Genomic DNA, 13,653 nt, shown 5'->3' with positions numbered 1-13,653 from the left:
CGCTACACACCCAAACTAGCCTGTTCATACAAGGCCACCATCTTCGCCGTCTGCATCGACTGCAGAAACCGCTGAGACTCCCGCGCAGACACTCTGAGTTGCCCCGGAGCCGCCGCTAGCTCACTCACCGCCGCGCCAAGCGTCTCGGCGAGAGCCGTAACGCTGGCGTCAGCAACCTGCCAAGCAGTTTCAACCGCAACGTCTTGCGCAATCTGCGCATCGCAGAAAATCGTTGGGGTGCCCAGGGCAGCCGCTTCAAAGGGGGTGAGCCCCTGCGTCTCGAACCCAATCGAAGCCTGCACCAGCGCGTCCGCGTCGTGTATCGCGATGAGCGCTTCCCGGTAGGGCACGGGACCGGGTATCGTTACGCGATCCTCAAGGCCAAGCTCCCTGACCCGTCTGATCACACGCGGCAGCAGCATTCCAGCGCCGTAGAGGGTGACGTCGGCGTCGATCCCCGATTCTGCGATTGCCTCAATGAACTCGAGCACTCGTTTTTCTTTACTCATGCGCCCGAGCCAGATGAGCTTCGGGCGCTCACGCGGGCTGCGCTCACGCGAGCGCAGCGATTCAATGGTGTCGTCGTCAACGCCGTTCGGGATCACGACAACGCTCTGAACGACCCTGTGCCGCTGTAACTCACGCGCGAAGTGCTGCGAGGGGGCCGCGACCACGGCGGCCTCTGTGGCGAGCTCAGCGAGGTATCGCCAGGCCCCGTAGGTCGCGCGGTCAATCTTGCCGCGGCAACGACCAAGCGCGAGGCCGCGCCAGGCTCGAAACACGGTAAACACGAGGGGCGCGAGCCGGGTAACCGCGCGTGTGCCCTCGTCGACGTTGTTGTGCATGGTGAGCACAACGGGAACGCCCAATCCGCGCGCGGCTCTGATGCCGATCAGTGCACCCCAAAAATCACCCTGCACGTGCACCACATCAACAGGTGGTCGCGTTGCAAGCGCCTTTGCGAGCGCATGATCGGTGCGGTGTCCGGGCCAGCTGATACCGTACTCGCGGTCCTTCGTGATCGGCCTGGAGGGCAGATCAATGTAGGCCCCGCGATCCTTATCGGCTACAACGTACCCGGGCCGGTGCATCGCGGGCGCGGCAATGGTGACCCGGTGGCCGGCTCGCTCAAGAAACCGACGCTGCAGCCGGATCGCAACCTGCACCCCACCGAGCGAATCAACGTGCTGATCGGTGACGATGAGGATGTGCAAGGTTAGCGCTCGATCGGTTGATCGCGGTAGAGCGCCTCGAAAGTGTCGAGCGTGCGGTCAATGTCGTGAACCTTGACCGCCTCGAGTGAGGCCTGCTGCATGCGCTTGCGCTCCTCGGGGGTCTGGTCGAGCACCTTCTCAATCGCCACGGCCAGCTCGCGGTCGTTGGCGGGCTGGAAGAGGTACCCGTTCTCACCCTCGTGCACGAGGTGGGGCAGAGCCATGGCGTCGGCGGCGAGGATCGGCAGGCCGGAGGCCATCGCCTCCATCGTCGCGATCGACTGCAGTTCGGCAACCGACGCGATTACAAACATGCTTGCCTCGGTCAGCGAAGCGCGCAGCTCTTCGTCAGTCACGCGGCCCGTGAAGGTCACCTGCTGCGTCACACCCAGCTCGGCCGCGAGCTTCTCGAGGTTCTTGCGCTGATCCCCGTCGCCCACGATTTTGAATGTGAGGTTGTACGACGGATCAATGCGCGTCAGTGCGCGCAGGATCGTGTCGATCCCCTTTTCAAGGGTGACGCGGCCCACAAACACGATGCTGTTGTGGCTGCGTGGCGTGAGATCCGCCGTGTAATCGGAGGCCCGCAGACCGCAGCTCACCGGGCGCACGTTGCGGCGGTGGGTGCTGCGCTCAAGGAAGTCTGCTGCGCGCTGCGTCGGCGTGGTCACAGCGGCCGCGAGGCGCAGCACGCGGTCGGCAGCACCCCAGCCCCAGCGAACAAACACGCGCTTTGCCTTCTCTGGCAGCAACGTGAAGTCGAGTACGTTTTCGGGCATCACGTGGTTGGTCGCGATGATGCGGATTCCACGCTTGTGTCCCTCGATCGCGAGGGCCCTGCCAATCACAATGTGCGACTGAATGTGGATCACGTCGGGGCGCACACGGTCGAGCAGCTTACGCGCGTAGCCGCGGGCCCGCCACGGCAGCACAAAACGCAGCCAGTCGTGGGGGTACCAGCGCCAGCTCGCCCAGCGATGCACCGTCATTTGTTCGCCCTCGATGGTCTCGATGAACGCCCCCGTCTGGCTGTGGCGCTTCGACGGTGCAACGATATGCACGTCTTCGCCGCGCTTCACGAGGCCTGCAGCGAGGCGTTCGGCGAAGCGAGCGGCCCCGTTTACATCCGGGTAAAAGGTGTCGCAGCCAATCATGATTCGAATCGGCGCAGAGCGATCGGTGGTGCTCACGGTGTGCGGGAGTCCTTCGGTCGAGAAAGCGTTCGGAGGGTTACGAACCCTTCCAGTGTATGCAGCGTGCCTGGAGATTGCTCCAAGCCTTGCCGAGACCGGCTACTCCCACTGCTGAGCCGCAAGCACCGTGAACGTGCGATCTCGGGCGAGCTGTTGCGTGGGGCCGATGGTACGTTCCACGAGCGGGCGATAACCGAGGCTCGAGTTGAAGACGATCCGCAGTTCGCCACCCGGTGCGAGCGCGCGGGCGCAGGATCGAATCAGCCTGTGGGCGACCCCCGTGTGCACGGTTGAGCCCGAGTGGAATGGTGGGTTGAGCAGGATCAGGTCCGCCCAACCGTCTGGGATTGCCTCGGTTCCGTCGGCGCGGTGGACGGCGATGCGATCCTCTACGCCCGCCCTCGTCGCGGTGAGTGACGTTGCGGCCACCGCTGCTGAAGACTGGTCGGTTGCCATCACCTCTGCCCCGGGGTTTGCGAGCGCCGTAGCAACCGCGAGCACTCCGTTGCCGCAGCCGAGATCGACGATGCGGCGTGCCTGCGGTCGGTCTTTGGCGAGCGTCGCGAGAAGCAGGCGGCTGCCGTGGTCGAGTGTCGGGCCGCCGAAGGTTGCCCCGAAGGCGGCAAGTTCAAAATTGAGGTCGGGATCGCTTGCCCACCTCGGAAAGGGCGCTGTTTCGAGTGCACGAGCACCGTTGGCAGTGAGCACGCGAGCTTTCCGCCAGCCAAGGCCAGCCTGCACCTCGGTAAAGGATCGCCCGAGCACCTCGTTCATGGCGCGGGTCATGTGTTTCACACGACCACCGGCGAACACTCGCACACCGGGTGCCGCGTATCGTGCGATCGCGTCAGCGATCTCGTCGAGTGCGTCGAGACCGCGAGGGAGCTGCATGAGCACAACACGTGCCCCCTCAAGCAGGCGCTCGTCAAGCAGGTGATTTGTGTAACTATCGGCCAGACCGAGGTGCTCCGCGTTGCGGGCCAGTGCCCGCTCACCGAGCAGCGGATCTTGGTGGGTGCGGATCCCGCTCACCCCAAAAAGTGAAGCCGCCCCGAGTGTGAGCGCACCGTGTCGGTCGCCAATCACAACGAGTTCACCGTCGCCGAGCTCGTTCAGCTCTGCGGCGGCAGTACGAAGTAGCAGGGTGTCGGCTGAATCGTGGGCCTGCAGTTCTGGCGCATCGAGATCGGGCTCTCGCGAAAGCTGTGCGAACAGTGCCTCGATCGCTTCGATGGTGCCTTCGTTGGCGGCTCCGGCTACGGCTTCCAAACAACAACCTCAGCGTTTCGCCGCACTCGTGTGCCGCGACGCAGCGTCACGACCTCGCCCGCGGATCCCGCGGCGAACACACGACGCTCCGGGCGCATAAGGCGTTCCTCCGCGAGCGCACGCTCGAGCTGGTGCACACGCTCTTCGAGGGCCTGCACTTTGTCTTCGAGCTGCAGCACTCGCCGAATGCCCTCGAGGCTGAGCCCCTCAGCCGAGAGTCTTGCGACCTCGCGCAGCTGGGTGACATCGTGCAGTGAGTATCTGCGGGTGTTGCCCCGCGTACGCTGCGGCGATACGAGCCCGATTCGGTCGTACTGCCGCAGCGTCTGCGGATGCATTCCGGCGAGTTCAGCCGCCGCCGCGATCGCAAAGACGGGCGTGAACCGATCCATTCGCGGCATCGACATGGTGTGAACTCCCTTGCTTAACTCTTCGCCCGGGCGAGCAGATCCTCGCGCGGGTTCTCCTGTGGTTCGACCTCGCGGAACGCCTCAAGCGCCGCACGGGCCTCGTCTGAGAGGTGCGAAGGAACAACAATCTGAACCTCGGCGAGCAGGTCGCCGAGTCCCTTTGCGCTCTTCACTCCGCGGCCCTTCACACGCAGCACGCGGCCGCTCGGGGTGCCGGGCTGCACCTTCAAACGCACGGGATCGCCACCGAGTGTCGGCACCTCAACCGTTGCGCCCAGGGCCGCCTCGGAAAAGGTGACCGGCAGCTTCAGCCGCAGATTTTGGCCGTCGCGCTCGAACACCGGGTGCTTACGCACGCTCACGGTCAAGATGATGTCGCCAGCCGGGCCACCGTTCGGGCTCATCTCGCCCTTGCCGCGCACCTTGATCTTCTGACCATCGGATACGCCCGCTGGAATCTTTACCTTGACCGTGCCTGCCTCAGACTGCAGCGTGACAGTCTTGCCGTTCACCGCGGTCTCGAAGTCGAGTGTCGTGGAGGCCTGAACGTCGCGACCCTTCTGAGGTCCGCGCGGAGCACCCGCGCCACCACCAAACATGCCGAACAGATCTTCAAAGCTCTGCCCGCCAGCCTGCTGGTAGCTGTACTGCTGACCACGGCCACCGCCGCCGCCACCAAACATGCCACCAAAGACATCTTCGAAGCCCTGGTTGCCGCCACCACCACCCGAGGTGAAGCGGGCGCCGCCCGAGCGCATCGCACGAATCTGGTCGTACTCCGCACGCTGGTCCTTGTCGGAGAGCACCGAGTAGGCCTCGCTGATCTCCTTGAACTTCGCCTCGGCCGCGGGGTTGCCCTCGTTGGAGTCGGGGTGGTGCTGTCGCGCCAGCTTCCGGTAGGTCTTCTTCAGCTCGGCCTCGCTAGCATCTTTCGACACCCCAAGGATCTGGTAGAAGTCCTTTTCAAGCCAATCTTGACTAGCCATCTGCCCCACCGCCACCGCTACTTTGGCGGGGCGCAACTCGACATCACCGAGCCGGTACCCCCGCTCAATTACATCTAATACAGTGTGCTGCTCAGTGCCGGGAACCGGCACCTGGGCAATCGCTTCGTGCAGTTGTGGGTCAAATAGTTCGCCCACCTCGCCAAAGCTCTCAAGACCAAAACGCTCGAGTGCGCCCCGAACCTTCTGCGCGATCGTAGCGAACGCCGATCCCTCTTCAAGATCGCCGTGTGCCTCGGCCCGATCAAAATCATCGAGCACTGTGAGCAGTGGGCTTACCACTGCCGCGGTGAGGCGCTGCTTCTCAATGGCGGCGTTCGCTTCTGTGCGCTTACGGTAGTTGGCGTACTCCGCGGTGATGCGGCGCAGGTCTTCAAGGTAGAAGTCTTCGGGTGCACCGGACGGGGCTGCTGCCGCGCCCTCCGAGTCTGCCGCGAGTGCATCCTCGTTCTGTTCCGCGCCCAAAATGTCGTCTACCGTGAGGCCCTCTTCCGGCGCGGGGCCGGCAGCATTCGCCGCCGACCCCGCCGCAGGAACCTCGTCACCGATCGGGTCTTCCCCTGGCGTTCGCTGTTCCTCGTTCGACATGGTTACTTCTGCTCCCCTGAGTTGTCTGACTCGTCGTCTTCAACAACCTCTGCGTCGACGACATCGTCGTCTTCGCTCTGGTTTTCACCCGCTGCATCGGCGTTGGGTGCTTCAGCCTGAGCTGCCGCGTAGATTGCCTCACCGAGCTTGCTCTGGCTCTCGCCGAGCTTGTCAGCGGCGGTCTTCACCGCGTCAGCGTCGTCTCCGGCAAGTGCCTGCTTCAGCGCGTCGAGGTCACCCTGGACCTCGGTCTTGACCTCTTCAGGCAGCTTGTCTTCGTTCTCGCTGATGAGCTTCTCAACCGAGTAGGCGAGCTGCTCGGCGTTGTTGCGGGTTTCAGCGGCCTCGCGGCGCTTCTTGTCTTCGGCAGCGTGCTCTTCAGCCTCGCGCACCATGCGCTCGATGTCGTCCTTCGAGAGCGTCGATCCACCCGAGATGGTGATCGTCTGCTCCTTGCCGGTGCCCTTGTCTTTCGCAGACACCTGCACGATGCCGTTGGCATCGATGTCGAAGGTGACCTCAACCTGCGGGATACCGCGAGGCGCCGGAGCAATACCGGTCAGCTCGAAGGTGCCGAGGTTCTTGTTGTCGCGGGTGAACTCGCGCTCGCCCTGGAACACCTGGATCGCCACCGACGGCTGGTTGTCTTCAGCCGTGGTGAAGGTCTCGGAGCGCTTGGTCGGGATCGCGGTGTTGCGCTCGATCAGCTTCGTCATGATGCCACCCTTGGTTTCGATACCGAGGGAGAGCGGGGTGACGTCGATGAGCAGAACGTCTTTACGCTCGCCCTTCAGCACACCAGCCTGCAGCGCGGCACCAACAGCGACAACCTCATCGGGGTTCACGCTCTTGTTGGGCTCCTTGCCACCGGTGAGCTTCTTCACGAGCTCGGTGACGGCGGGCATACGGGTGGATCCACCAACAAGTACAACGTGCGCGATCTCGGAGACGTTAACGCCTGCCTCCTTGATGACATCTTCGAAGGGCTTGCGGGTGCGCTCAAGCAGATCCTTGGTGAGCTCCTCGAACTTTGCACGGGTCAGCGTCTCGTCGAGGTTCGCGGGACCGTTCTCGGTGAGCGAGAGGTAGGGCAGCTGGATCTGAGTGCTCATCGAGTTCGAGAGCTCCTTCTTCGCCTGCTCAGCCGCTTCCTTCAGACGCTGCAGAGCGATCTTGTCGTTCGCAACGTCAACGCCGGTCGAGTTCTTGAACTGCGTGATCAGCCAGTCAACGACACGCTGATCCCAGTCGTCGCCACCGAGGCGGTTGTCGCCCGCGGTCGAACGGACCTGGATCGTCGAGAAGTCGTCGTCCTTACCAACCTCAAGGAGGGACACGTCGAAGGTGCCGCCGCCGAGGTCGAAGACCAGGATGAGTTCGTCTTCTTTGCCCTTGTCGAGGCCGTAGGCCAGCGCAGCCGCGGTGGGCTCGTTGATGATGCGGAGCACGTTGAGGCCCGCGATCTCACCGGCCTCCTTGGTCGCCTGACGCTCGGCGTCGTTGAAGTAGGCGGGAACGGTGATAACCGCATCGGTGACCTTGTCACCCAGGTAGGTCTCGGCGTCGCGCTTCAGCTTCATGAGGGTACGCGCGCTGATCTCCTGAGCGGTGTAGCGCTTGCCGTCGATCTCGTCGGTCTTCCAGTCTGTGCCCATGTGGCGCTTCACGGAAGCGAGCGTGCGGTCAACGTTGGTGACAGCCTGGCGCTTTGCGGTCTCGCCAACAAGCACCTCGCCATCTTTCGTGAACGCGACGATCGAGGGGGTGGTGCGGAAGCCCTCTGCGTTTGCGATAACTGCGGGCTCGCCGCCTTCAAGTACTGCGACCACCGAGTTGGTGGTTCCGAGGTCAATGCCTACTGCACGGGACATACATTCTCCTTTTGTTGCGTATGGCGGCACCACTTGGTGCCGAGTCCTTCGCTCAACCGCACCGGGGATCTCCGACCTAGGTTGAGCCTTATGCACTCAAGTTTAATAATCTGCCGATCCAAGTCAAGTTGAAGTTGCCAAACTTGAGTCACTTCGACTCAACTCTCAGGATTTACTCAGCGGCGTGGCCGTGAAACGCAAAATCCGGTGTAGCCATATTGCTAGTTGGCGTGGGTTCAACTAGCAATATGGCTACACCGGATTGGGGCGGCGGGGGCGGGAGCGGCCGGGCGGGGCGGGAGCGGGCGGGGACGCCGCGGCCCGGAGCGGCAGGGGCGGGGCGGGGCGGGTGCCCGCCTACGAACCGTCGTCGGCGAGCATCACCGCGTCTTCGGTGCGCCAGGCGACAACAACCGCGTCGCCAATCTTCGCGTCGAGGGCCCGTTCTTCTGAGACACGCACCACCGCTTCGCCCAGCGCGGTCGTCACGTTGTACTTCACCGCCGACCCCAAGAACACGATGTCTTCGATCGTGCCCGGCACCCGGTTCGTTGCCTCGGGGCTGAGCGCAGGATCCGCGGCGTCAGCGACCTCAAGCTTTTCGGGGCGAACGACAACTGCGCCGCGGTCGATCCCGACCGAACCAACCCCGGCCACCTTCAGGTCTCCCGCCGACACCTTGCCGTCGACGATGGCCCCCTTAAACACGCTGGACTCACCAATGAATTTCGCCACAAACAGCGTCTTGGGGGCCGCGTAGAGTTCGTGCGCAGTGCCGATCTGCTCGATTCGGCCCTCGTTGAAGACCGCAATGCGATCCGACAGCACGCGCGCCTCTTCTTGGTCGTGGGTGACGTAAATGAACGTCGAGCCGAGCTCGCGGTGAATGCGGCGCAGCTCAAGTTGCAACCACTCGCGCAGTTTCTTGTCGAGGGCGCCCAGAGGTTCATCCATGAGCAGGATCGGCGGGCGGTAGACAACCGCGCGCGCAAGGGCAACTCGCTGCTGCTGACCGCCAGATAGCTGTTTCGGAAACCGGTCGGCGTACTGCGACAAGCGCACCATCTCGAGCGCCTCGGCCACGAGACGCTCGCGCTCGGCCTTCGCAATCTTGCGCTGCTTGAGCGGGTACGCGACGTTGTCTGCGACGGTCATGTGCGGAAACAGTGCGTAGTGCTGAAACACCACACCCAGGTTGCGCTCGTGCGCGCGCAGCTTCTCGAGCGGTGTGCCGTTTAACAGCATGCTGCCGGAGGAGGGCTCAAGGAATCCCGCGATCAGGTTGAGCGTGGTGGTTTTGCCCGATCCTGACGGACCAAGAAAGGTGAGAAACTCCCCTCTTTCACCTCAAGATCGATCTCGTTGAGCGCGATTGCCTCACCGTAGATCTTCGACAGACCATTCAGGTCGAGGATCGTTTCTGCGGTCATGTTCAAGGTTCCTGTCTAACGAAGTGTGGTCGTCTGATGCTGCGGGCTAGGCAGCCGTGCGGTTGCGCGAGCGGCGCGCCAGCGGGGTGACGACAAACTGGAAGAGCACAAAGGCGAGGATGATGGCGCCGAGGATCAGCGAAGCCGCTGCCGCGATCGTGGGATCGGTGGTGCGCGTGACGCTGGAGTACATCATGATCGGCAGCGTCTGCAACGATGGCGACACCATGAACTGCGACACGATCACCTCGTCAAAACTCGTGACGAAGGCAAACACGGCACCCGCCGCGACGCCCGGCGCGATGAGCGGCACGGTGACCGTGAAGAAGGTCTTCAGGCGCCCTGCCCCGAGGCTCGCTGCCGCCAACTCAAGACTGCGATCGTACCCAGACAGACTCGCGTTCACCGCGATCACCACGAGTGGAAACGCCAGCGCAACGTGCACCATGACGAACCCGAAGATGGTGCCAACGAGTCCTGTCTTCAAGAAGAAGGTGTAGATGCCAGCACCCGCAATGATGGGCGGAACGATCATCGGGGTCAGCATCGCGGTCGAGGCCCACCCCGCGAAGCGGCTCTCCGAACGGTTGATCGCAATCGCGGCGATGGTGCCGAGCGAGGTGCCGACAACCGCCACAATCAAGCCGATCAGCACTGAGTTGCCGAGCGCCTGCGTCCAAGCGGGCTTCGTGAAGAAGGACTCGTACCAGACCGTCGACCACTCACGCGGCGGGAACTGGAAGCTCGCGTCAGCCGAGAACGAGATCGGGAACACGATGAACATGGGCGCCACAAGCCAGATCGCAACGATCGTGGCGACAACACCGAGCAGAAACTTTGTTAGGGGCCTGATCTCGTTCATGCTTTACTCCCGCCCACCATGTCTTGCACTGATCCGCCGGTCTTTTTGCCGATCCAGGCGGCGAGGCCGAGGATCACCAGCGTGACGAACAACAGCACGAATCCGATGACCGCGCCGTAGCCCCACTGCGCGAGGCCCTGCACCTGACCCTGGATCAGCGTCGACAGGAACGCGTCGCGCGAACTGCCGAGCATCGCCGGGGTGATGTAGAACCCGAGCGCCATCACAAAACTAAGGAGCGCACCAGAGGCAACACCGGGCAGCGCGAGCGGCAGATACACGGACACAAACGCCTTCGCCGGTCGCGCACCGAGACTGCGCGCAGCGGTCAGCAGGCGCGTGTCGATCTTCGACATCGTCGCGTACATCGGCAGCACCACAAACGGCAGGAGCACCTGCGCCATGCCAATCAGCACGGCGGTTGGGGTGCGCATGATCCCGAGCTGCTCAACCCCGAACAGCTTCATGAACTGCCCAATCGGCCCGGAATCCTGCAGCAGCACAACCCAAGCGAAGGTGCGCACGACCATACTGGTCCAGAACGGGATCAGCACAATTAGCATGAGCATGTTTCTGGTTGCAGGCTTCACGATCGTCATAAAAAAGGCGAAGGGGAACGCCATCACGAGGCAGACCAGCATGACCCAGAAGCTCGTGGTGATGGTGCGGGTGAGCACCGCGACGTTCACGGGCTGCCCAAAGAACCACTCAAAGTTCTGCAGACCCGCCTCTGGGTAGGTGAACGCGGCGACGAGCACGGTGAGCATCGGGTAGAAGTAGAAGATACCCAGCACGATGAGGGCGGGGAGCAGCGCGAGAAGAAGCGGTCCGCCCTTGCCGAGCTTCATCCGTTTCTTCTGGGATCCGGTCTCATTTACCCTGATCGCCTGCGTCGACAGCGTTGAAAACTGCCGAGTTTCTGGCGCACTTGCCATGTTGATGACCTCAACACTCTCTCAATACGGAAGGACGCATGGGGCCCCAGAACCGGGCCCCACGCACAAGCGGATTAGGCGCCAGCGACCAGGGCGGCCCAGCGATCCTGCAGCGGAGTCACCGTGTCGTTGTCTGACCAGAAAGCGAGCGCAAGCTCAACACCGGTCTTCTGTCGTTCCGGAGTCGTGAGGATGTAGCTCTGGGTGAGTTCGTCCACCTTCGGCTTTGCGTTTACGTTGGTCGGCGAGTATCCGCTGGCCTCAACCCAGGCGGCCTGCTGATCCGCACCCAGCGCGTAGTTAATGGCGTAGTACGCTTCCTCTGAATTCTTGGTGCCCTTCACGATGGCGAAGTAGTCGATGAGCGACACCCACTGATCCCAGGCGACCTCAACGGGGGCGCCGTTCTTGGCGGCAGCCAGGGCACGACCGCTCCACACGCTTCCCATGGCGGCCTCGCCCGATTCGAGCATCTGCTGCGCCTGCGCGCCAGTGCTGTAGAACACAACGCTGTCTTTAATCGAGTCAATCTTGTCGAGGCCCTTCTCGGCCCAGTCGTTTGACCAGTCTTCGAAGGCGGGGTTCCAGCCCGCGGCGAGCGCGGCGGCCTGCACGGTGGATCCGTCGATCTTGCCGTCGCCGCTGTAGATCGCACGGGTTCCGGGGAACTTCTTCACGTCAAAGAAATCGGCCCAGTTCTTCGGGGCGCCCGCCTTGAACTTGTCGGCATCGTAAGCGAGCACCGTGCCGTAGACGATGGAGGGCACGCCACATTCAGTACCGCCCATGAGCGACTCGGGAACGTTGGAGGTGTCGAGCTTCGAGAGATCAAGCTTCTCGAAGAGTGTGCCGCACTCGCGAGCAATTGCGTCGCCGAAGGACGAGATGAAGTCCCACTGAATGTTGCCGGATTCAACCTGCGATTGGATCTTCGCGAGTGTCTGCGGCGAATCCTGGTTGAACTTCACACCCGAGGTCTCGGCAAAGGGGGTGAAGAGCGCCGACATCTGCGCGTCCTGCGTCGTGCCACCATCACCGGCGTATGTGACCGAGTATCCCTTGAGAACACCGTCGGCCACCTCACCCGCAACGGGCTTAGAGATTGGCGTGACCGGCTCACTCGGCTTCGTATCGCCGGAGCACCCGACGAGCAGTAGCGAACTGGCTGCGACCACAGCGGCGGTCTTAATGAATGCAATCTTCATGAATGTCTCCTTCGACGTTCCAGCGTGTGCGGTAGCGAATGCGGGGTGAGGATCCCGGCACCTTGGCTTGCCTCAGCGTAACCAGCGAGCGCTCAGCCTGAGCACGGCCTTGAGTATGAATTTTGGCGAGGATTGGTACTCGGGCTCATTGCCTGCTGGGTGCCATCACGAAATTCGGGTGTCACTAATGTGCACTAAAACCGTGTTTAGTGCACATTTGTGACACCCGAATTTGAGGTGCGACTGGGGGTATTAGCGCCCGCTAATCAGGTTTGCGAGTTTTGCCGAGACGTGAGTCTTCGACGTGCCCGTGCGGTATTCCTCGCGGTCGGCAAAGCGGTAGACCGCGTAGAGCGCCGTCGCTGCCGTCCAGCGCAGGGGTTCAACCTCCCAGTTGCGCGAGGTGTGGCCGACCCAGGGCAGGCGCGTAAGGTCCGTCTTTTCGCCGAGGATCAGATCCCGAATCGTGCGGCCAGCCACATTGGTGCCCGTCACGCCGTGGCCGACGTAGCCTCCGGCGTCTGCGATCCCGGTTGCCGGATCAAAATTGACCCCCGCACACCAGTCGCGCGGCACACCAAGCACCCCAGACCAGCTGTGCTCGAGCTTCACACCGTCGAGCGCGGGAAACAGCTCAATGAGCCGGTTGCCGAGCTGTTCAATCGCGGCCTCGGCCGTGCGCCCGCTGCGGTCGAAGCTGGAGGCAAAGTTGTAGGGAACTCCGCGGCCGCCGAGCGCGATGCGGTTGTCTGCCGTGTGCTGGATGTAGGCAAAGTTGTGGGCGACATCACCCATCAGCTCGGCGCCGTGCCAACCGATCTCGTCCATCTGCGCGTCTGTCAGCTGCTCGGTCACCACCATGCTGCTGTTCATTGGTAGAAAGCGGCGGGACTGGCCTTTGAGCGAGAGTGTGTAGCCCTCAATCGCCTGCACCACATACTTTGCGCTCACGACACCGCGGTTCGTCTCGACACGGCGCGGGACAATCGCGGTGGCGGTGGTGCCCTCATAAATCGTCACACCGCGGCGCTCAACGGCGGCGGCGAGCCCGAAGGTGAACTCGGCGGGGTTGATGCGCGCGCAGTGAGGGCTCCAGTAGGCGCCACGAACATCGGCGACTCGCACGCGCTCATCAAGCATGGCGGGCGAGAGCACCTCGTAGTCTTCGGGCCCCCAGCCGTGGTCTTTCAGCGACGCAATAGTGCCCTGCAGCCGATCCCACTGTGCATTATTGGTGGCGACGTGGATCAGGCCGTCCTGCACAACGTGCTCGCCGAAACCCTCGGCTTTCGCGACGGCAACTCCCTCGCGCACCGCGGCAAACATCTCGTGCTCCATCGCAATCGCGGCATCGCGGCCGCCCGACTTCGCGTAACGACGAAACTGACCGGGTGACTTGGCGCTCATCCAACCGCCGTTGCGACCTGAGGCTCCAAACCCCGCGAACTCGCGCTCGATCACCACAACGTTGAGATCGGGCCGAGCTTCTTTCAGGTAGTAGGCGGTCCAGAGACCGGTCAGGCCAGCTCCGACGATCGCAACATCTGCCTCAATATTCCCCGGCAACCCTGGGCGCTGCTTCGGGCGCCCCTCCGCGTGCACCCAGAACGACACCTCTCCGTTGATGAAATTGTCGCTCACTCGGGGTCCAGCAACCACTGTTCGTCTCCTC

The 13,653-nt window shown here is 62.9% G+C and carries 12 protein-coding genes and 1 pseudogene; all 13 read right to left on the bottom strand.

Translation table 11 applies throughout. The annotated features are described in order from the left end of the window. Nucleotides 1-2 precede the first annotated feature (2 nt). Entirely contained in the window at nucleotides 3-1,214 is a 1,212-nt protein-coding gene (locus G7068_RS11135) for a glycosyltransferase (protein WP_166292025.1), read from the bottom strand. A gap of 2 nt (nucleotides 1,215-1,216) precedes the next feature. Beyond that, a complete protein-coding gene (locus G7068_RS11130; protein ID WP_166293143.1) occupies nucleotides 1,217-2,368 on the bottom strand; it encodes a glycosyltransferase in 1,152 nt (383 codons plus the stop codon). A gap of 138 nt (nucleotides 2,369-2,506) precedes the next feature. After that, the gene (locus tag G7068_RS11125) at nucleotides 2,507-3,676 is read right to left on the bottom strand and encodes a class I SAM-dependent methyltransferase (RefSeq protein WP_244304470.1); all 1,170 of its coding nucleotides are present in this window, start codon (nucleotides 3,674-3,676) and stop codon (nucleotides 2,507-2,509) included. Further along, complete coding sequence (locus tag G7068_RS11120) at nucleotides 3,664-4,068, bottom strand: heat shock protein transcriptional repressor HspR (RefSeq protein WP_166293142.1); 405 nt, start codon at nucleotides 4,066-4,068, stop codon at nucleotides 3,664-3,666. The genes G7068_RS11125 and G7068_RS11120 overlap by 13 nt, the downstream gene beginning before the upstream one ends. 32 nt (nucleotides 4,069-4,100) lie before the next feature. After that, on the bottom strand, nucleotides 4,101-5,072 hold the full coding sequence (locus G7068_RS16520) for a DnaJ C-terminal domain-containing protein (RefSeq protein ID WP_166293140.1): 972 nt from the start codon (nucleotides 5,070-5,072) through the stop codon (nucleotides 4,101-4,103). A 21-nt stretch (nucleotides 5,073-5,093) separates the two neighbouring features. Continuing rightward, nucleotides 5,094-5,678: pseudogene (locus G7068_RS16515) on the bottom strand (nucleotide exchange factor GrpE); the annotation flags it as partial. A 2-nt stretch (nucleotides 5,679-5,680) separates the two neighbouring features. Next, complete coding sequence (dnaK, locus tag G7068_RS11105; RefSeq protein ID WP_166292024.1) at nucleotides 5,681-7,549, bottom strand: molecular chaperone DnaK; 1,869 nt, start codon at nucleotides 7,547-7,549, stop codon at nucleotides 5,681-5,683. A gap of 357 nt (nucleotides 7,550-7,906) precedes the next feature. Continuing rightward, nucleotides 7,907-8,830: an ABC transporter ATP-binding protein gene (locus tag G7068_RS11100; RefSeq protein WP_244304820.1), complete on the bottom strand. Its 924-nt coding sequence runs from the start codon at nucleotides 8,828-8,830 to the stop codon at nucleotides 7,907-7,909. Continuing rightward, entirely contained in the window at nucleotides 8,827-8,979 is a 153-nt protein-coding gene (locus G7068_RS16335; protein ID WP_205881284.1) for a hypothetical protein, read from the bottom strand. Before G7068_RS16335 ends, G7068_RS11100 begins: the two co-directional genes overlap by 4 nt. A 46-nt stretch (nucleotides 8,980-9,025) precedes the next feature. Beyond that, a complete protein-coding gene (locus tag G7068_RS11095; protein ID WP_166292023.1) occupies nucleotides 9,026-9,841 on the bottom strand; it encodes an ABC transporter permease in 816 nt (271 codons plus the stop codon). Further along, nucleotides 9,838-10,776 (bottom strand): ABC transporter permease, encoded by a 939-nt coding sequence (locus G7068_RS11090; protein ID WP_244304466.1) that lies wholly within the window; start codon nucleotides 10,774-10,776, stop codon nucleotides 9,838-9,840. Before G7068_RS11090 ends, G7068_RS11095 begins: the two co-directional genes overlap by 4 nt. A 74-nt stretch (nucleotides 10,777-10,850) precedes the next feature. Next, nucleotides 10,851-11,981, bottom strand: a complete 1,131-nt coding sequence (locus G7068_RS11085) for an ABC transporter substrate-binding protein (RefSeq protein ID WP_166292022.1) — start codon at nucleotides 11,979-11,981, stop codon at nucleotides 10,851-10,853. A gap of 252 nt (nucleotides 11,982-12,233) precedes the next feature. Further along, on the bottom strand, nucleotides 12,234-13,640 hold the full coding sequence (locus G7068_RS11080; RefSeq protein WP_244304464.1) for an NAD(P)/FAD-dependent oxidoreductase: 1,407 nt from the start codon (nucleotides 13,638-13,640) through the stop codon (nucleotides 12,234-12,236). Nucleotides 13,641-13,653: the final 13 nt, after the last annotated feature.

Origin of the sequence: Leucobacter viscericola (assembly GCF_011299575.1) — a bacterium.
In the GTDB taxonomy this organism is placed as follows: domain Bacteria; phylum Actinomycetota; class Actinomycetes; order Actinomycetales; family Microbacteriaceae; genus Leucobacter; species Leucobacter viscericola.
Note: the sequence above shows the minus strand (reverse complement) of the source record. Positions and strands in the feature narration are given on the sequence as shown.